At 73.9% G+C, this 18,934-nt stretch carries 15 protein-coding genes; 6 read left to right on the top strand and 9 right to left on the bottom strand.

Annotated elements, in window-relative coordinates; translation table 11 throughout:
* Positions 1-278: 278 nt before the first annotated feature.
* Positions 279-494 carry a YtxH domain-containing protein gene (locus tag ACFQ8Y_RS09710; RefSeq protein WP_430585327.1) on the top strand — a complete coding sequence of 72 codons (216 nt, stop codon included), beginning with the start codon at positions 279-281 and terminating at the stop codon, positions 492-494.
* Between the two features lie 90 nt (positions 495-584).
* Here the strand turns inward: ACFQ8Y_RS09710 and ACFQ8Y_RS09705 are convergent, their stop codons facing one another.
* Both ACFQ8Y_RS09705 and ACFQ8Y_RS09700 read right to left on the bottom strand, forming a co-directional pair.
* Positions 585-1,916 (bottom strand): MFS transporter, encoded by a 1,332-nt coding sequence (locus ACFQ8Y_RS09705; RefSeq protein WP_430564329.1) that lies wholly within the window; start codon positions 1,914-1,916, stop codon positions 585-587.
* Between the two features lie 126 nt (positions 1,917-2,042).
* The gene (locus tag ACFQ8Y_RS09700) at positions 2,043-2,738 is read right to left on the bottom strand and encodes a demethylmenaquinone methyltransferase (protein ID WP_430585326.1); all 696 of its coding nucleotides are present in this window, start codon (positions 2,736-2,738) and stop codon (positions 2,043-2,045) included.
* A gap of 161 nt (positions 2,739-2,899) precedes the next feature.
* Between ACFQ8Y_RS09700 and ACFQ8Y_RS09695 the strand changes: the two genes are divergently transcribed.
* The 3 genes from ACFQ8Y_RS09695 (at position 2,900) to ACFQ8Y_RS09685 (ending at position 7,352) form a co-directional block, all read left to right on the top strand.
* Positions 2,900-4,246: an 8-oxoguanine deaminase gene (locus ACFQ8Y_RS09695; protein WP_430585325.1), complete on the top strand. Its 1,347-nt coding sequence runs from the start codon at positions 2,900-2,902 to the stop codon at positions 4,244-4,246.
* Between the two features lie 130 nt (positions 4,247-4,376).
* Positions 4,377-5,837, top strand: coding sequence for a nucleobase:cation symporter-2 family protein (locus tag ACFQ8Y_RS09690; protein WP_430550584.1), 1,461 nt, complete (start codon positions 4,377-4,379; stop codon positions 5,835-5,837).
* A 78-nt stretch (positions 5,838-5,915) separates the two neighbouring features.
* Entirely contained in the window at positions 5,916-7,352 is a 1,437-nt protein-coding gene (locus ACFQ8Y_RS09685) for an isochorismate synthase MenF (RefSeq protein WP_430585324.1), read from the top strand.
* Positions 7,353-7,370: 18 nt separating this feature from the next.
* Here ACFQ8Y_RS09685 and ACFQ8Y_RS09680 read toward each other — a convergent pair whose 3' ends face one another.
* Together ACFQ8Y_RS09680 and ACFQ8Y_RS09675 are read right to left on the bottom strand one after the other, a co-directional pair.
* On the bottom strand, positions 7,371-8,909 hold the full coding sequence (locus ACFQ8Y_RS09680) for a DUF6114 domain-containing protein (RefSeq protein WP_430585323.1): 1,539 nt from the start codon (positions 8,907-8,909) through the stop codon (positions 7,371-7,373).
* A gap of 28 nt (positions 8,910-8,937) precedes the next feature.
* The gene (locus ACFQ8Y_RS09675) at positions 8,938-9,528 is read right to left on the bottom strand and encodes a DUF6230 family protein (RefSeq protein ID WP_430550587.1); all 591 of its coding nucleotides are present in this window, start codon (positions 9,526-9,528) and stop codon (positions 8,938-8,940) included.
* A gap of 154 nt (positions 9,529-9,682) precedes the next feature.
* Here ACFQ8Y_RS09675 and ACFQ8Y_RS09670 point away from each other — a divergent pair, with 154 nt between their 5' ends.
* Positions 9,683-10,282 carry a TetR/AcrR family transcriptional regulator gene (locus ACFQ8Y_RS09670; protein ID WP_430550588.1) on the top strand — a complete coding sequence of 200 codons (600 nt, stop codon included), beginning with the start codon at positions 9,683-9,685 and terminating at the stop codon, positions 10,280-10,282.
* A gap of 140 nt (positions 10,283-10,422) precedes the next feature.
* Here ACFQ8Y_RS09670 and ACFQ8Y_RS09665 read toward each other — a convergent pair whose 3' ends face one another.
* From ACFQ8Y_RS09665 to ACFQ8Y_RS09650, 4 genes are all read right to left on the bottom strand, one after another.
* Entirely contained in the window at positions 10,423-12,213 is a 1,791-nt protein-coding gene (locus tag ACFQ8Y_RS09665) for a trypsin-like peptidase domain-containing protein (protein ID WP_430585322.1), read from the bottom strand.
* 96 nt (positions 12,214-12,309) lie between these two features.
* A complete protein-coding gene (menD, locus tag ACFQ8Y_RS09660) occupies positions 12,310-14,148 on the bottom strand; it encodes a 2-succinyl-5-enolpyruvyl-6-hydroxy-3-cyclohexene-1-carboxylic-acid synthase (RefSeq protein ID WP_430585321.1) in 1,839 nt (612 codons plus the stop codon).
* Entirely contained in the window at positions 14,145-15,161 is a 1,017-nt protein-coding gene (locus tag ACFQ8Y_RS09655) for an o-succinylbenzoate synthase (protein ID WP_430585320.1), read from the bottom strand. Before ACFQ8Y_RS09655 ends, menD begins: the two co-directional genes overlap by 4 nt.
* Before the next feature lie 92 nt (positions 15,162-15,253).
* Positions 15,254-15,421 (bottom strand): hypothetical protein, encoded by a 168-nt coding sequence (locus tag ACFQ8Y_RS09650; RefSeq protein ID WP_430550592.1) that lies wholly within the window; start codon positions 15,419-15,421, stop codon positions 15,254-15,256.
* A 337-nt stretch (positions 15,422-15,758) separates the two neighbouring features.
* Between ACFQ8Y_RS09650 and ACFQ8Y_RS09645 the strand changes: the two genes are divergently transcribed.
* Entirely contained in the window at positions 15,759-17,480 is a 1,722-nt protein-coding gene (locus tag ACFQ8Y_RS09645; protein WP_430585353.1) for a BCCT family transporter, read from the top strand.
* Positions 17,481-17,524: 44 nt separating this feature from the next.
* On the opposite strand, the gene ACFQ8Y_RS09640 is transcribed toward ACFQ8Y_RS09645, so the two are convergent.
* On the bottom strand, positions 17,525-18,925 hold the full coding sequence (locus tag ACFQ8Y_RS09640; RefSeq protein WP_430585319.1) for a PLP-dependent aminotransferase family protein: 1,401 nt from the start codon (positions 18,923-18,925) through the stop codon (positions 17,525-17,527).
* Positions 18,926-18,934: the final 9 nt, after the last annotated feature.

The following is an 18,934-nucleotide window of genomic DNA, read 5'->3' as shown; positions in this document are numbered from 1 at the left end:
CCCGGCGACGGTGCCGGGGCGGACTTGTGAACCTGATCACAACTCTTGCGAGCACTCTAGTCACGATCGGGCGGCGCTGTGTAGGAAGGTAAACCTTCCTTGCGCCCGGGAGGCGCGCCGCAGGCGCACCGGCCCGCGTCCCCGCAGGTCCGGCAGGGTGCCGCGGTCGGCATGTCGCGGGGTGCGTACGACGGCAGGCGTGCCTACGGTCGTGCGCACGACCCACGACCACGACCGGCAGCAACACCATCGGCACGACCTACGAGGAGGCGCGACACATGAAGGCAGGACCGGCATTCGTCGTCGGCGCGGCGCTCGGCTACCTGCTCGGCACCGAGAGGGGCCGGCAGCAGCTGGACAAGGCCAAGGACTGGGCGACGGAGACCTGGAACGACCCGCGCGTGCAGGCCAAGGTCTCGGACGTCACGAGCAGCGTGACCGAGTTCGCCAAGGAGCAGGGCAGCACGCTCAAGGACCGCACGGCCGGCAGCTGACCACGATCTGTTCGGCAGCGGGTGGATCAGCTCGGCACCGCCACGTGCCGAGCTGATCCACCCGCTGCCGAACGGATCCCTGCGACGGCGTCAGCGGACGCCCGAGACCTCCGCGTCGTCGAGGTCGGCGCCGTAGCGCTCCTGCTCGATCTCCTTGAGGCTCTTGCCGGCGGTGTCGGGGGTCCACACGACGCCGATGACGAGCGAGGCGACCAGGAGCGCGACCATGATGCCGCCGACGAACGGCACACCCCGCTCGGCGAGCATCGTCGGGAACAGGTAGCTGAGCAGGCCCACCGCGATGCGGGCGACGAAGAACAGCACGCCCTGCGCCGACGCGCGGTACGCCGTGGCGAACAGCTCGGCGGTCCACAGCGCGTAGAACGCCTGCGCGCCGATGCCGGCGGACACGCCCCACAGGACGGCGTACGCGATGAGCAGGGGCATCGAGACGTGCGGGACGAACGCAAGGATCATCCACGCGGCGACGGCCATGACCGCGCCGATGCCGTAGAGCAGGCGGCGGCTCACCCGGTCGCCGTACCTCATGAAGCCCCAGAAGGTGGCGGCCGACGTCAGGCCCCACACCAGCACCTGCAGCAGGTTCTGCGCGACGGCGCTCTCGACGCCCGCGGTCTGGTAGACGCGGGGCATGAAGATGCCCGCCTGACCCGCCACCGTGTTCCACAGGGCGTAGACGCCGACGAGGAACAGCAGCGCCTTGACGTTCTGCGGGTGCGAGATCAGCTCGCGGAAGCCGCGCCGCTTGCGGCCGAGGGCGACCTGCTTGGCGTTCGACTGCTTCCAGACGTCGGACTCGGCGAGCCCGCGCCGCACCCACCAGGTGACGAAGGCGATGACGAACAGGTGCGCGAAGATGATGCGGCTGCCCAGCAGGCCGAGCGGGACCAGCGCCGTCGCGAGCACGAAGCCGACGAACGGCCCGAGCGACCACGCGAGCTGGGCGGTGCCGACGTGCCGGGCACGCTGGTCGTCGGGGGCCTCCTCCGCGATGTACGTCCACGCCACGGGGACGCCCGCGCCCACGGCGATGCCGGTGAGGACGATGCCGACGAACAGCATCCACGGCGCCCCGGCGAACACGATGAAGGCCGTGCCGAGCATGTAGAGCAGCAGGTCGTAGGTGTAGATGAACTTGCGCCCGTACCGGTCGCCGAGCGGCCCGCCGATCATGGCGCCCACCGCCGCGCCGAACGCGTTGGCGCTCAGGGCCGCGGCGAGCCCGACGGCGAGGTTGCTCAGCCCGAAGTGCTCCTGCCAGAGCGTGAGGCTGGTGGCGAGCGCGATGATCGAGCCCGCCTCGATGTAGTTGGACATCGCGACCGCGACGGTCGCCCGGTAGCCGTGCAGGCGGGTCCCGCCGCCCTGCGTCGGGCGCGTCGCGCTGTGTGGTGTCGTCATCGACCGTGCCTTCCCTGCGTACGTCGTCGTGCCGAACGTCGTCTTTGAATCGTTTCAGGATCGAAGCGACGATACGCCGGGGCCCTCGGGGACGTCAAAGCCCGAGGTCGCGACCGCGCGACGCGGTCAGGCCGGGCGCACGGCCCGGTGCAGGGCGACGATGCCGCCGGTGAGGTTGCGGTAGGACACGCGGTCCCAGCCGGCGTCGATCATCCGGCGGCCGAGGGCCGCCTGGTCGGGCCAGCTCCGGATGGACTCGGCGAGGTAGTCGTACGACCCGCGGTCGCGCGTCACGGCGCCCGCCACCACCGGCAGCGCGCGCATCAGGTACTCCATGTACACCGTGCGGAACGGCGCCCAGGTGGGCGTGGAGAACTCGCAGATCACCACCCGCCCGCCGGGACGCACGACGCGCAGCATCTCGCGCAGGGCGGCGTCGGTGTCCACCACGTTGCGCAGCCCGAAGCTGATCGTCACCGCGTCGAACGCGCCGTCCGCGAACGGCAGCCGGGTGGCGTCGCCCGCGACGAACGACAGGTCCGGACGGCGCTCCTTGCCCACCGCGAGCATGCCGAGGCTGAAGTCGGACGGCACCACCAGCGCGCCGTCGGCGGCGAACGGCTCGCTCGACGTGCCGGTGCCGGCCGCGAGGTCGAGCACCCGCTCGCCGGGGACCGCCGCGACGGCGTCCACCACCGCGCGGCGCCACCGCCGGTCCTGGCCCAGGGAGACGAGGTCGTTGACGAGGTCGTAGCGCTCGGCGATCCCGTCGAACATCGACGCGACCTCGGCGGGCTTCTTCTCCAGGCTGGCGCGGGACATGGACGTCATGGTCGCACGCACCGTTGACGCGCCGAGCGCCGCTCACCTACCGTCGCGGCAGAGGACGGCGCGGTGCCGTCGCTCCCTGGATCGGCAGACAGGACCACTGAGCCGGCGCGACGCGGCGCCGCTCCCCCGGTGCCGCCGCCATGGAGGCACCGATGAGCACCTGGATCAAGAACCCGCTGGCCGTCTTCACCGCCGACGACGGGCCCGACGCCCGCGGCGGCGTCGTCGTCGCGGACGGCGTGATCACCGAACTGGTCGCGGCGGGTGCGAGCCCGTCGGCACCGGTCGGCGAGACGTTCGACGCGTCCGAGCACGTGGTCACGCCCGGCCTGATCAACACGCACCATCACTTCTACCAGACCCTCACGCGCGCCTGGGGGCCGGTCGCCGACGCCGAGCTGTTCCCCTGGCTCACCACGCTCTACCCGGTCTGGGCGCGCCTCACGCCCCGCGCTCACGAGCTCGCGACGAAGGTCGCGCTGACCGAGCTGCTGCTGTCCGGCTGCACCACGGCGGCCGACCACCACTACGTGTTCCCGGCGGGGCTGGACGACGCGATCGACATCCAGGTCGCGGCGGTCCGCGAGCTCGGGATGCGCGCCACGCTGACGCGCGGCTCGATGTCGCTCGGCACGGACGACGGCGGGCTGCCGCCGCAGTCCGTGGTGCAGGACCCGGACACGATCCTGGCCGACTCCGAGCGACTGATCTCCACGTACCACGAGCGGGGCGAGGGGGCGCGGGTGCAGATCGCGCTGGCGCCGTGCTCGCCGTTCTCGGTGACGCCCTCGACCATGCGCGACACCGCCGAGCTGGCCGAGCGGCACGACGTGCGCCTGCACACCCACCTGGCGGAGACGATCGACGAGGAGGACTTCCTGCGCGAGCGGTTCGGCATGCGCACGGTGGACTACCTCGAGTCGGTCGGCTGGCTCACCGACCGGGCCTGGCTGGGCCACGGCATCCACTTCGACGACGCCGAGATCGCCCGGCTCGGCGCGGCGGGCACCGGGGTGGCGCACTGCCCGACGTCGAACATGCGGCTCGCGTCCGGGATCGCACGGGTGCTGGAGCTGGAGGACGCCGGCGCGCCGGTGGGCCTCGGCGTGGACGGCTCCGCGTCGAACGACGCGTCGACGATGATGCCCGAGGCCCGCCAGGCGCTGTACCTGCAGCGGCTCAAGTACGGCGCCTCCGTGCCTGTCGCACGCGCCCTGGGCTGGGCCACGCGCGGCTCCGCGCGCGTCCTGGGGCGCGACGACCTCGGCGTGCTCGCCGTCGGCAAGCAGGCCGACCTCGCGCTGTGGCGGCTCGACGAGCCCCGCTTCTCGGGCTCGCACGACCCGGTCGCCGCGCTCCTGCTGTGCGGCGCGGACCGCGCCGACCGGGTGATGGTCGGCGGCGGGTGGCGCGTCGTCGACGGCGCGGTGGTCGGCCTCGACCTGCCGGCCCTCCTGGCCGAGCACCGCGAGGCGGCGCGCCGACTCGTCGCGGGCTGAGGCCGCAGAAGGTCCCAGATCCACCCCCGGAAGGGGTTGACACAGATCACACTTGCCGGTCGAATAGTGGAAGGCTTCTTCCGCACACCGGAAGAGTGAAGACCATCGATAGCGAACGAGGAGGTCCGCTATGTCACGGTCCGCTACCACCCGCGCGGCGACCGGTCCCGCCCGCCCCGAGGACGAGCGCCTGCCGATCGGCGCGACGTTCGGGTACGGCTTCCAGCACGTCCTGACGATGTACGGCGGCATCATCGCCCCGCCGCTCATCGTGGGCGGCGCCGCCGGGCTCACCTCGGCGGAGATCGGCACGCTCATCGCCGCCTCGCTCTTCATGGGCGGCCTGGCGACGATCCTGCAGACGGTCGGGATCAAGTTCTTCGGCTCCCAGCTCCCGCTGGTGCAGGGCGTGTCGTTCGCCGGCGTCTCGACCATGGTCGCGATCGTCGGGGGCGGCGGCGGGATCCCCGCCGTCCTCGGCGCGGTGCTCGTCGCGTCGGCGATCGGGTTCCTCATCACGCCGTTCTTCGCCCAGATCATCCGGTTCTTCCCGCCCGTGGTCACCGGCGTCGTCATCACGACGATCGGCCTGACCCTCATGCCGGTGGCGGCGAACTGGGCGATGGGCGGGAACGCCGAGGCGCCCGACTACGGCTCGACGAGCAACATCGGGCTCGCGTTCCTCACCTTCGCGATCGTCATCCTGCTGTCCAAGGTGGGTTCCGGCGTCGTCTCGCGGCTGTCGATCCTCATCGCGATCGTCGCCGGCACGCTGATCGCGCTCGCCCTCGGGATGGCGGACTTCGCCGGCGTCGGCGAGGGCCCGGTGTTCGCGTTCCCGACGCCGTTCAGCTTCGGCGCGCCGACGTTCGAGGTCGCCGCCATCGTCTCGATGCTCATCGTCATCCTGGTGACGCTCACGGAGACGACCGCGGACATCATCGCCGTCGGCGAGATCGTCGGCACCAAGGTGGACCGCAAGCGGATCGCGAACGGCCTGCGCGCCGACATGGCGTCGTCCGTCGTGTCGCCGGTCTTCGGCTCGTTCACGCAGTCCGCGTTCGCCCAGAACGTGGGCCTGGTCGCGATCACCGGCGTGAAGTCACGCTTCGTGGTGTCGGCCGGCGGCGTGATCCTCGTGGTCCTCGGCCTGCTGCCGGTGCTGGGCCGCGTCGTGGCCGCCGTCCCGACCCCCGTGCTCGGCGGCGCCGGCGTGGTGCTGTTCGGGTCGGTGGCGGCGTCGGGCATCCGCACCCTGGCCAAGGTCGACTACAAGAACTCGATGAACCTCATCATCGTGGCGGCGTCGATCTCGTTCGGCATGATCCCGATCGCGAAGCCCGACTTCTACGACCAGTTCCCCACGTGGTTCGGCACCATCTTCCACTCGGGGATCAGCTCGGCCGCGCTGATGGCGATCCTGCTGAACATCCTCTTCAACCACATCAAGGCCGGCACGCCCGAGAACCCCTCGGTCTTCGTCAAGGGCACCGCGAGCAAGGCCGTCGACGACGAGCAGCTCGAGGACCTCGCCGACGACGGCGTGCTCAACCGGTCCAACCGCCGGGAGGGCGAGGCGACCTCGAGGTGAGTGGTCGGTGCAGCACACGAGGCTGAGCCGCGCACCGTGAGCGGGGCGTGGCGGACCGTCGGGCGTACCCTGGAGCCGATGTCCGCCACGCCCCTGCCGGCGCCGCGCCCCCACCCGGGCACGACCACCGGCACCAGCCCCGATCCCGCGACAGCGCCGGCCACGGAGCCCCTCGCGCTCCTGGTCCGCACCTCCCGGATCGACGACCTTCCCGGCGGTCTCACCGCCCTCGTCGACCTCCTGCCGGACACCCGCCCGCTGAGCTGGGTGCGGCGCGGCGACGGCATCGTCGGCTGGGGCGAGGCGCTCCGCTTCGACACCTTCGGGCCCGGCCGGTTCGCCGACGCCGAGGCCGCCTGGCAGGCCACCCTCCAGCGGGCCGTGGTGCGCGACGACGTGCGCCTGCCCGGCACGGGGCCCGTCGCGTTCGGCACCTTCGCCTTCGACGACGCCGGCCAGCTCGACGACCAGGACGGCGACGACGCCGGCCACCCGCGGCCGGACGGGTCGCTCGTGGTGCCGCGCGTCGTCGTCGGGCGCCGTGCCGGCGTCACCTGGATGACCACCATCACCCCCGGCGCGAGCCTCGACGCCGTGCCGGGCACCGCCGCCCTGCGCCGCGAGCCGCGCACGGAGGTCGCCGCTCCCGGCCGCGTCCGTTTCGCCGACGGCGCCGTCGCCGCGGCGGACTGGCCCGCCGTCGTGCGCGAGGGCGTGGCCCGCATCCAGTCGGGAGACCTCGAGAAGGTGGTGCTGGCGCGCGACGTCCTCGCCACCACCGAGCACCCCCTGGACCCGCGGTGGCTGCTGCGCCGCCTCGCCGACCGCTACGAGGCCTGCTGGACGTTCTCCGTCTCCGGCATGGTCGGCGCCACCCCCGAGCTCCTGGTGCGCAGCGAGAAGGGGCTCGTCACCTCCCGCGTGCTCGCGGGCACCATCCGCCGCGAGGCCGGGATGTCGGACGACGACGCCCTGCTGCACGCGGCGCAGCTCGCCCGCTCCTCCAAGGACCTCGAGGAGCACGAGTACGCCGTGCGCTCCGTGGCGGCCGCGCTCGAGCCGTTCTGCTCGTCGATGAACGTGCCGGACGCCCCGTTCGTGCTGCACCTGCCGAACGTCATGCACCTCGCGTCCGACGTCACGGGCGTCCTCGACCGCGTCCTCGACCACGGCCGCGACGCGGCCGGGCGGGCGCCGTCCTCGCTCACCCTGGCGGCCGCGCTGCACCCGTCGGCCGCCGTCTGCGGGACGCCGACGAACGTCGCCCGCGACCTCATCCGCGAGATCGAGGGGATGGACCGGTCCCGCTACGCCGGTCCGGTCGGGTGGGTCGGCGCCGACGGCGACGGCGAGTGGGGCATCGCGCTGCGGTCCGCCGAGCTCTCGGCCGCCGACCCGCGGCACGTGCGGCTGTTCGCCGGCTGCGGCATCGTCGCCGCCTCCGACCCGGAGGCCGAGCTCGCCGAGTCCGAGGCGAAGCTCGTACCCATGCGGTGGGCGCTCGGCGCGGACTGACGCCCGACGCCGAGGCGCCTACTCCTCCCAGACCTGCTCGCGGAAGCCGGACCAGACCTGCTTGTCCGAGGTGGCCCCCATGAGGCCGATCCGCGCGTCGGTCAGACCGAGCAGCATCTCGACCGGCGACGCGCCCGCCGCGATCTTCTCGCCCAGCTCGGCCCAGTCGTCCCCGTCGGGCAGGTCCGCGTGGATGGACGAGATGTACATCTGCGCGTCGCCCTCCATCGACACGTAGTCCGCGTCGGTGACCGTGCCGCCGACCTTGCCGTTGTTGTCGGCGTAGGTCTTGAGCCAGAACCCCGGCACCTTGACGTAGTCGACGTTGATGCGCAGCGCGTCGCGTCGCGGACCGTCGTTCGTCACGGGCACGTTGACCACGTCGATGCCGTTGATGCCGGTGAGCGGCAGCTGCAGGTCCCGCGTCTCCAGCTCACCGTCGACGGAGAACACGTTGGCGTCCTCGCGCTTGCCGCAGTCCCCCGGCAACGAGACGTTGATGTCGTACTCGCCGCCGAACGTGATCCGCGCGCAGGGGCCGAGCTCGAGCTTGAACTCCTTCTCGACGTCGTCCTGCGCCTGCTCCTCGGCCGGGGTGTCCTCCTCGGCCTTGCCGTCCTTGTCGGCGTCCTTGCCGTCGGCGTCCTTCGCGTCGGCGCCCTTCGGGGCGTCGTCCTCCGCGCCGGACGCGTCGGCGGCCGTCCCGTCGCCGGCGGACGCGCCGTCGTCCGTTGCCCCGGTGCTGCTGTCGTCCGTGGCCTCGCCGGAACCGCCGGCGTCCTGAGACGCGGACGGCGAGGGGCTGGGCGTCGACTCTTCGTCGTCGTCGCTGCCGCAGGCCCACTCGAGCCACCCCAGCGGGTCCCAGCAGTCCGACGCCGCGCGCACCTGCGCCGCGGGCGCCGCGGCCGCCTCGACCGCCGTCGTCCCCGTGCCCCCGAGGGCGAGCACGGCGACCGCCGCGACGACGGCCACGTGCCGCCCACCACGGGCCGGCTCCTCGTCGAACGGCAGGATCTCGGCAAGACCGACCTCCTGCACCTCACGCGGGTCGGCGGGTGCCGGGGCGGCGTCGCGGTCCGGCGCCGTCGCGGGCACGTCGTCCGTCGCAGGCTCCGCCTCGGCGGCCTCGGCCGCGGGCCGCGGCATCCACGAGACCGCGAGGATGCCGCCGACGACGCCGAGGACCATGCCGACGCCGAAGCCGCCCAGGTTCACGCCCAGCAGCGAGTAGACCGAGATCGCCAGCGTGATCACGCCGTAGAACACGCGGAACTGCGGCTGCGTCATCACGAGGGCGCCGAGGAGCACCAGCGCCACGGGCAGCAGCGTCGACTGCATGCCCTCGATGCCGAGCTGGATCTCGAAGTTGTCGATCTGCAGCCGGCCGGAGAACCACAGCACCAGGCCCGACAGGATCGCGAGCGTGCCGCCCCAGAAGGGCCGGTCCCGCCGCCAGGCGGCGAACCGCTGGCGGCGGGTGGCCGGCACCTCCGGGGTCGACGCCGCGGACGGCTCGGGGGACGTCTCGGGGATCGAGGTGTTCTCGTCGCTCACGCCTGGTCTCCCTGGTCGCCGGGGCCGCTCAGAAGCACTCGGTGCCGTCGGAGATCTTCAGGTGCAGGTCGGTGAGCTTGAAGACCGCGGCCGACGTGCTCGTCGAGACCTGCTTGAGGTCGTCGATGGTGATCGCGTCGGAGTCCATCGCGAAGTCGCCCTTGCTGCCGTGCGCCTTGGTGTTCACGGTGGAGGCGTCGACGCCGATCCGGATCTGGTTGAACTGCGCGGTGCCGCGCAGGTCGCTCATGCCGATCTGCAGGTCGGTCGCCGTGACCGGGTTCTTGGGGTTGGTACCCGCGGAGATGAGCAGGCCCAGCGGCATGCCGGGGACCTTCACCGACTGGCACAGGTTGTGCAGCGTCGCGTCCTTGATGTTGGCGATCGCCACGGGGCGCGACTTGCCGTCGGCGTCCTTGGACTCGCCGGCGTACTGCGAGAAGCCGGTCCCGTCGAGCTTGTCGGCCGCGATCTTGAACTGCTGGCCCGAGATCGCCATCGACACCGGAACGGCGCCCTGGGCGACGCCGCCCATGAGAACGCCGATCACCGCCACCGTCGGGACCGCCGCGAGCATCGCACGGCCTCGACGCGTGCGCGTCAGTGCGCTGAGCTTCATTTCCCCTCCAACAGACGACATGGCGACCCCTGTGTCGCCGACGAGTGGCGACGGTACGCCCCTTACTGAGGCGGCGTCAATAGCAACGGTTGCCCGCGGCGCTTCACCCTGCGGGCGACGCCGTCACCTCGTGAAACGGCCATATGCTCGGGTCATGGCAGTCGCGCGACGCACCCGGATGAGCCCCGACGAACGCCGGCAGCAGCTCGTCGCGCTCGGGGTGGCCGCGCTGGCCGACCGGCCCCTGGAGGCCGTCACCGTCGAGGACCTCGCGGCGCAGGCCGGCGTCTCCCCCGGGCTCGTCCACTACTACTTCGGCAACCGCCAGGGCCTGCACTCCGCCATCGTCCGCACCGCGCGCGACGCGATGCTGCACGCCACGCAGCCGCGGCCCGAGCTGCCGCCGCGCGAACGCCTGCGCGACACCCTCGACCGGTTCGTGGAGTTCGTGCACGACCACGACGCGACCTTCTACTCGCTCGTGCGCGGCGCGGCCTCCGGCGACGAGCACGTGCGCGCCACCATCCAGCACGCGCGCGACGTGCTGGCCGGGCACCTGCGCGACGCCTTCCAGGAGATCGGCGTCGCCCCCACCCCCCTGCTCGAGGTCGCGCTGCACTCCTGGATCTCGTTCGCCGAGCAGGCGCTCGTCGAGGCCGCGACCGACCCCGACATCGCCCCGTCCGACCTCGCCGACTTCCTCGAGCGCAGCGCGCTCGGCGTCCTCGCCGCACTGCACCCCGCGGCCGACTGAGCCAACCCGCCGCGCTCCCCCTCGGACCCGCCGGTCCGCGCACGGCAAAGCCCCGCGGGCCGCGACGGGGAGGGGGAGTCGTCGCAGGCCCGCGGGGCTGCTGGTGCGGCCGGCCGGTGCGCGGACCGGCCGGCCGCGGCTCAGTTGTTGCCGCTGCCGCCCTGGAGCAGGTCCTCGAGCCAGCCGGGCAGGTTGCCCGGGTCGGTCGAGTCGGAACCGCCCTGGCCCTGGTCCTGACCGTTCTGGTCACCCTGACCCTGGCCGTCCTGGCCCTGACCGTCCTGGCCGTTCTGGCCGTTCGGGTCCTGGCCGTTCTGGTCGTTCTGCCCCGAACCGCCCTGATCCGTGGCCGACTCGTCGCGGACCGCGAGGGTCACGTCGACGGTCTGCGTCTTGCCGTCACGGACGTAGGTCAGCGTGACCTTCTGGTCGGCCGCCTTCTCCCGGACGTACGCGGTGAGCGACTCGGCGCCGTTGACGGCGTCGTCGTCGATCGCGACGATCACGTCGCCGGCCTGGAGACCGGCGTCCGCGGCGGGAGACCCGGACGACACCTCGGCCACCTGGGCGCCGCGGCGGGTGACGCCGTCGGCCGTGGCCGTCGCGTCCTGCATGGTCACGCCGAGGAAGGCGTGCTCCGCCGAGCCGTCCTTGATGAGCTGGTCGGCGATGTTGGTCGCGAGGTTCACCGGGATGGCGAACCCGAGCCCGATCGAGCCGGACTGCTCGCCGCTCATGCCGCTCGACATCGTCGCGATCGACGACGTGATGCCGATGACCTGGCCCTGCGCGTTGAACAGGGGGCCGCCGGAGTTGCCGGGGTTGATCGCCGCGTCGATCTGGATCGCGTTGGTGACGACCTGCGTGCTGCCGTCCTCCCCCGACGCCGAGACCGGGCGGTCCACCGCCGACACGATGCCCGTGGTGGCGGTGTTCGCCAGGCCCAGCGGGTTACCGACGGCCAGCACGGCGTCGCCCACCGTGACATCGTCGGACGAGCCGAACGACGCGGGCTTCAGGTCGTCCGGCGGGTTCTTCAGCTTGACGACGGCCAGGTCGGTGGTCGGGTCGGTGCCCACGATGGTCGCCTCGTACAGGCGGCCGTCGGACAGGGTGACCTGCACGGTGTCGTCCTGCGCGCCCGAGACGACGTGGTTGTTGGTGACGATGTGGCCCTGGTCGTCGAAGATCACGCCGGAGCCCTCGGCGCCGCCGGACTGGCTCTGCACCTGGATGGCGACCACGGACGGGGCCACGGCCGTCGTGACGGCCTCCCAGTCCGGGTTGCTCGAGGTCGAGTTCTTGACCGGGGCCTCGTCGGTGGACTGCGCGGACGAGCCGACGCTCGCCAGCGACGACGGGTTGCCCGCGTCGAACGCGCCGGTCGCCGCGGCGGTACCCAGGCTCGCGAGGACGGCCGCGATGACGGCCGCGCTGGCCACGGGGACCCAGACGGACCGCTCGCGCTTGGTGGCGGTCCCTCCCCCGGGCCCCTGCTGCGAGGACGTCTGGCCCAGGGCGTACGGGTTGCCCGGGCCCTGGCCGTACGGCTGGCCCTGCGGGTGCTGGCCCTGCTGCGGGTGCTGCGCCTGCGGGTACTGCTGCGGCGCACCCTGCGGGTGCTGCTGCGTGGAGTACGGCGACCCGGGAGCCATCTGCCCGTAGCGCGGCTGCTGGGCGCCGTGCTGCTGCGACGCCTGCTGCGGAGCGGGCGACTGCGGGGGCCCCTGGGTGGGGAGCTGCTGGGTCGGCTGGACGATGAGGTGCTGGGTGTCCTGCGTGGCCGGCTGCGGCGCGGTGCGGTCCGCGGCGCCCGGCTGCTCGCCCGGCTGGACGGCCGGCCGCTCGGTCGGCTGCTCAGCGGGGTTCGCGCTCCGGTTCGGCTCGTCGGCGCCCGACGGCTGCGGTGCGCCCGGGGTGTCGGTGCTCATGGTGCCCTCCTCGATGTGTGCCTCCAGGAGACCACCCCATCCTGGCGGGGCGCTTGGTTCAACCTGAGAACTTCCTGCGAATCGTGTCGTCGCAGGTCAGAGCGCCGCCCGTACCGCGGCGGCGACGCGGGCCGCGAGATCTCGCGTCTCGGCGAGCCGGTCGGCGCGCGGCACGTGCACCTCGATCACCTGCACGCCGCGCGTCGGCGCCCGGAGGGCGTGCCGCAACGAGCCGACGTCGAGCACCAGCTGGTGGTCCACGCCGTAGCCGGCGCACAGCTGGGCGAGGTGGGCGCCGTGCGGCGTGCCGAAGACGCGCTCGAAGGTGGCGGCGCCCTGCGGGGACGACGTCGCGAGCTCGCCGTGCTCGAGCGTGGCGAAGATGGACCCGCCGTCGTCGTTCACCACGACGATCTCCAGGTCGACGGGCGGCTCGTGCGGACCGCGCAGCAGGCCTCCGGCGTCGTGCAGGAACGTGAGGTCGCCGACCAGCGCGCGCGTGCGGCGGCCCTGTCGGGCGGCGGCGTGCGCGACTCCCGTCGCGGTCGACACGGTGCCGTCGATGCCGGCCAGCCCGCGGTTGGCGAGCACGTCGGGCAGGTCGCCGGCCTGGGGGTGGTCCAGCCCGAGCACGAGGTCGAGGTCGCGCACAGGGTTGGACGAGCCGACCACGAGCAGGTCGTCGGGTCCGAGCACCGACGCGACGGCGCGCGCGACGGCGAGCGCGGCATGAGGGGCCGTCAGCAGCCCTTCGGCGACGGCGGCGTCCGAGGTCGCGGCGTCCACGACGGCGGCGGCCGCGCGTCCGGCGGCCAGCCACCGGTCGAGGAATCCGCCGCCGTCGCCGGCGCGGGCCCCGACGGGCGCCGTCGGCGACGACCACCGGTCGGCGAGCGCGGGGACGACGACCTCGGCGTTGCGGGCGGCGTCCGGCCACGGCCCGCCGCCCGGCGCGACGACCGTGACGACGACGTCGGGCCGCCCCAGCAGCCGCTGCACGGGGCGGGACAGCGTCGGGCGGCCGAAGACGACGACGTGCTCGACGTCGCGGGTGAGCTCGTCGACGCCCAGCACCGAGCGGTACGCCGCGACCGCGTTCGGCCCGCCGCACGCCCCCGACGACGGCTCGGCGAGCAACGGCCAGCCCTGCGCCTCCGCGACGGCGCGGGCGACCGTTCCGGCGCCGTCGCCCGCGACGACGAGCGTGCGTGCGGGGTCGCCGTGCAGCGCCGGGTCGTCGCCCGGGGCCGGGGCGGGGGGGACGACGGCCGTGCGGCGGAAGCCGGCGGGCCAGGTCTCCTCGGGCGGGACCGGCGCGAGCGGCTCCGGCGGGTGCAGCGGGTCGCGGAACGCGACGTTCACGTGCACGGGGCCGGGGTGCCCGTCGCGCAGTCCCTGCGCCGCCGCGAGCGCCCGGCCGAGCGTGCCGAGCAGGTCGCGCACCTCGCCCGCGCGCCCGTCCGGGGCGGGGAGGTCCACGTCGTACCGCACGGCGATACCGAAGATCCCCACCTGGTCGGTGGTCTGGGAGGCGCCCGTGCCACGCAGCTCGTGCGGCCGGTCGGCCGCGAGCACCACGAGGGGCACGCCGGTGTGGTGCGCCTCGAGGACCGCGGGATGGAGGTTGGCGACGGCGGTGCCGGACGTCGTGACGACGGCCACCGGCCGCGGCAGCGCGACCTGCTCGCCGTCCCCGACGCCGCGGAGGACGGGCTCGGCCCCCCGCGAGAGGCCCAGCGCGAGGAAGCCGGCGGACCGCTCGTCGACGCGCACGTGCAGCGTGAGCAGTCCCGTGTCCGCGGCCTCGGCGAGCGCGTACGCGAGCGGGGCGGACCGGGACCCGGGCGCCAGCACGACGTCCCGCACCCCCTGCAGCGCGAGGTCGGTCACGAGCGCCCGCGCCGCGACGAGCGACGGCGGCAGGACGGCGCTCATGCAGCCTCCTCGAGCAGGGCGGTCAGTCGCGCGTACCGGGCGAGCCAGCGCTCACGCGTCGCGGTGTCGGGCTCGGCCGCGGCGAGGGCGTCCGCGTCGGGTCCGGGACGGCGCACCGGCAGCGCGCCGTCCACCGGCAGCAGCGGGTCGGCGACGACGTCGTGGGCGAGGAGCTGCGACGTCGCGAGGCCGCAGGCGTAGGGCAGGTCGGGCAGCGCCGCCGCGAGCGCGACCCCGGCGGCGAGGCCGACGGACGACTCCAGCGCCGACGACACCACGACCGGCAGCCCCACCTGCTCGGCGAGGTCGAGGCAGGCGCGCACGCCGCCGAGCGGCTGCACCTTGAGCACGACGACGTCCGCGGCATCCTCGCGCACCACCCGCAGCGGGTCGGCGGCGCGACGGATCGACTCGTCGGCGGCGACCGGGACGGGCGAGCGCAGCCCGCGGCGCACGGCGGCCAGCTCGGGGACGGTGGCGCAGGGCTGCTCGACGTACTCCAGGCCACCGGCGGCGTCGTCGAGCACCGGGATGCGGGCGAGCGCCTCGTCGACGGACCAGCCACCGTTCGCGTCCACCCGGATCGCCCCGACGCCGGGACCGTGCAGCTCGTCGAGGGCGGCGCGGACCGCGTCGACGCGGGCCTCCTCCGCCGCCAGCGGCTCGAGCGGGCCAGGTCGCCCGTCGACCGCGGGGCCGCGCTGCGCGACCTTCACCTTGGCGGTGCGGCAGCCGCCCGACGCGAGCACGATCTCGCGCGCCCGCTCGGGCCCGACGGCGGGCACGGTGACGTTGACCGGCACACGGTCGCGCACGGGGGCGGGGAAGCCGACGTCGGCCGCCTCGCGCGCGGCGCGCAGCCACGTCGCGGACTCCGCGTCGTCGTAGTCCCAGAACGGGGACAGCTCGCCCCAGCCGGCGGCGCCCCGCAGCAGCAGGCCGTCGCGCACGTCGAGGCCGCGGAACCTGGTGGTCAGCGGGGTGCGGTACACGATCTCACGCAGCAGCTGCACCCGTTCAGGTTACTGGCCGCCACGCGGGCCGGTCGCGGGACGCGGGCGCGCCGGGGCCCCGCCGACGCCCCCGCCCGGAGGTCGCCCTGCGGTCAGTCGGTGAAGTCCACCAGCTCCGGCACGTACGTCAACGGGCTCGGAGCAGGCCGGCCACCGATGCGCTCGGCGTCGCGGCGGACCGTCTCGGCGTCGTACACGAAGATCTCGTGCGCGACGTCCTCCGGGTCCACCACGTCGTCGTCCGGTTCCCGCACGCTCATGACCTCAGCGTGCGCCCGCCCGGTGCCGGCGCCGGGGAGGAGCCCGGGCGTGCCGCGACAGGAGCGAGCCCACGGTCCGCAGCGGTTGCAGGAGGCGACCAGGTACGAGACGGTCGGACGCCGTCCCACCTGGGTCGCACGGAGCCGACGTCGATGTCACGGACGGGGTCATGCAGTGAACGAGCAATCGGACAAGGTCGAACAACGCGGCGCGAAGCGGCACGCGCACGACGCGGCGGACAGGGTCGGCCGCGCCCTCAGGTCGCCCACCGCCGAGGTGGTGCCGCACCCGGCCCTGGACTACCCGATCGGGATCGACGAGCAGCGGCGCAGTCCGATGGACTGGACCGTCTTCGGGGTCACCGCAGCCGTGGCCGTCGCCTTCCTCGTCTGGGGTTTCGTCGACACGGACAGCCTGGCGAGCGCCTCCAGCTCGGCCCTGGGCTGGGTGACCACGAACATGGGCTGGCTCTTCGTGCTCACCGCCAGCCTGTTCGTCGTGTACAGCCTGTGGCTGGCGATCAGCAAGTTCGGCGCCATCCCGCTCGGCGCCGACGGGGAGGCACCCGAGTTCCGCACGGTGTCCTGGGTGGCGATGATGTTCTCCGCGGGGATGGGCATCGGGCTGATCTTCTGGGGCGTCGCCGAGCCGCTCGCCCACTACGTGGACCCACCGCCGGGCACCGTCGACGCCGGCGACCCCGAGGCCGTCCAGCACGCGATGTCCACCACGATGTTCCACTGGACCCTGCACCCCTGGGCGATCTACGCCGTGGTCGGGCTGGCGATCGCCTACAGCGCCTACCGCAAGGGCCGCAAGCAGCTGATCTCCTCGGTGTTCGAGCCGCTGCTGGGCCGGCACGCACGCGGCCCGGTCGGCAAGGTCATCGACATGCTCGCGATCTTCGCGACGCTGTTCGGCTCGGCCGCCTCGCTCGGGCTGGGTGCGCTGCAGATCAAGAGCGGCCTGCAGGTCGTCGGCTGGGCCGGCGACGTGGGCAACGGCATCCTGGTCGCGATCATCGCGGTGCTCACGGTCTGCTTCGTGCTCTCGGCGGTCTCGGGCGTCGCCCGCGGCATCCAGTGGCTGTCGAACATCAACATGGTGCTGGCCCTGGCGCTGGCGGTGTTCGTCTTCGTGGTCGGGCCGACGGTGTTCATCCTGAACCTCATCCCGAACTCGATCGGCACCTACTTCCAGGACCTGGCGATGATGGCGGCCCGGACCGGCGCCGACAGCGCCTCGACCCCCGGCGGTGTCTCCACCAGCGACTGGCTGGCGCAGTGGACCGTCTTCTACTGGGCCTGGTGGATCTCGTGGACGCCCTTCGTCGGCATGTTCATCGCCCGGATCTCCCGCGGCCGGACGATCCGCCAGTTCGTCGGCGGCGTCCTCCTGGTGCCGAGCCTGGTCACCATCGTGTGGTTCTGCGTCTTCGGTGGCGCGAGCCTCTTCCTCCAGAAGGGCGGCACCGACATCGCCGGCGCCGGGGAGACGGAGGCGCAGCTGTTCGGGATGCTCGGCGAGTACCCGTGGCAGTCGCTCACCACCGTGGTCGTGATGATCCTGGTCGCGATCTTCTTCGTCTCCGGCGCGGACGCCGCCTCCATCGTCATGGGCACGCTGTCGCAGCGCGGCAGCGCCGAACCGAGTCGCCCCAACGTCGTCTTCTGGGGCGTCGCGACGGGTGCGGTCGCCGCGGTGATGCTGCTCGTGGGCGGGAACGACGCGCTCACCGGCCTCCAGAACCTCACCATCCTGGTCGCTCTGCCGTTCGTGGTCGTGATGGTGCTGCTGATGGTCTCGCTGACCCGGGACCTCAACCAGGACCCCATGATCGTGCGGCAGAAGTACGCCCGGGAGGCCGTCAAGCAGGCCGTCATCGCCGGCGTCACCGAGCACGGGGACGAGTTCGCGATCGCGGTCGAACCCTCCGACCGGCCGATCACGCCCGACGGCATCGAGGTGCCCGCCGAGGTCGATCTCCCTGGCGACGTGGTGGCCCGCGCGGAGCCCACCGACAGGGCCGACCGCGACGCCGGGGAGCCGCAGCCCTGACGCGGACGGCGCCGGACCCCTCCGGCGCCGGGCACCCTGGGCGGCTACCCGCGAGCCCCGGCGCCTCCGGCGGCCGACCGGAGCACCTCGACGACCCGCGGCACGGCCGAGCCCTGCACCCGCGCGGCGCCCACGACGACGCCCCAGGACCCGGCGTGCGCCGACGTGCCGGACAACGGCTCGGCGGGGACGTCCACGGCTCGCAGGGCCGGCACCGCCGTCGCCTCGGCGGCGGCGTCCGGCAGCCGCACGACGAGGTGCAGTCCGGCGGCGACTCCCTCGACGGGGAGGTGCGGCGCGTCCCGCGCGAGCGCGTCGAGCAGGAGCCCGCGCCGCTGCTTGTAGATCAGGCGGGCCCGGCGCAGGTGCCGCGCGTACGCGCCGTCGGCGATCAGCCGGGCGAACGCGGCCTGCTCCGGCACCGAGCAGCCGAGGTCGGCGCGGCGCTTGGCGTCGACGAGCGCCCCCCGCACCCCGGCGGGCGCGACGACCCAGCCCAGCCGCAGCGCCGGGGACAGCAGCTTCGACACCGAGCCGAGCAGGGCGACGTGCTCGGGGGCCAGCCCCCGCAGGGCGCCGACGGGCTGCCGGTCGTACCGGAGCTCGGCGTCGTAGTCGTCCTCCAGCACCAGGCGGTCGCCGTCCCGCGCCCAGGCGACCAGCTCGCGACGCCGGTCGGGCGCCAGCACCACCCCGAGCGGGAACTGGTGGGCCGGCGTCACGACGGCCGCCGCGGCGTCGGGCAGGGTGTCGGTCCGGAGCCCGCGGTCGTCCACGGGCACCGGGACGACCTCCAGGCCGGCGTCGCGCAGCTGCGCGACGACCCCGGGCGACGCCGGGTCCTCGACGACGACCCGCCGACCGCCGCTCCCGCCCGCGAGCACGTCGCCGAGCAGCGCCAGCCCCTGCGCGACGCCGCTCACGATCACCACGTCCTCGGCCTCGACCGGGGCGGCGCGCGCGGTCCGCAGGTGCGCGGCGAGCGCGTGGCGCAGCTCGAGCAGGCCCTGCGGGTCCGGGTAGCCCAGCTCCGCGTCGGGCAGCCCGCGCATCGCGTCGCGCACGGCGCGCGCCCAGGCCGCGCGGGGGAAGAGCGCCGGGTCGGGCGCCCCGACGCTGGCCGGGCGATCGGTCCCGCCGCCGGGGCGCGCGGGCCGGGCCGTCGTGCCGCGCGGCGGCCGGTCGAGGTCGGCGACGACGACGCTCGAGCGCGGGCGGCTCTCCAGCACCCCCTCCCCCACGAGCTCGTCCACGGCCGACGCCACCGTGCCCCGCGAGACGCCCAGCCCGGCCGCCGCGGAGCGCGACGACGGCAGGGTCGCCCCGGCCTCCAGCCGCCCCGTCGCGACGGCGTCCCGCAGGCCGTCGCGCAGCCACGCGCCGACCTCGGTCCGCGGGCGCGCGCCGAGCACGAGGAGCAGGTCCTCCGGCTGCAGCCGCCTCATCGAGCCACG

This window comes from Isoptericola sp. NPDC056605, assembly GCF_042792795.1.
GTDB lineage: Bacteria > Actinomycetota > Actinomycetes > Actinomycetales > Cellulomonadaceae > Isoptericola.
The sequence above is the reverse complement of the archived record's forward strand: the minus strand, read 5'-3'. Positions and strand labels throughout refer to the sequence as shown.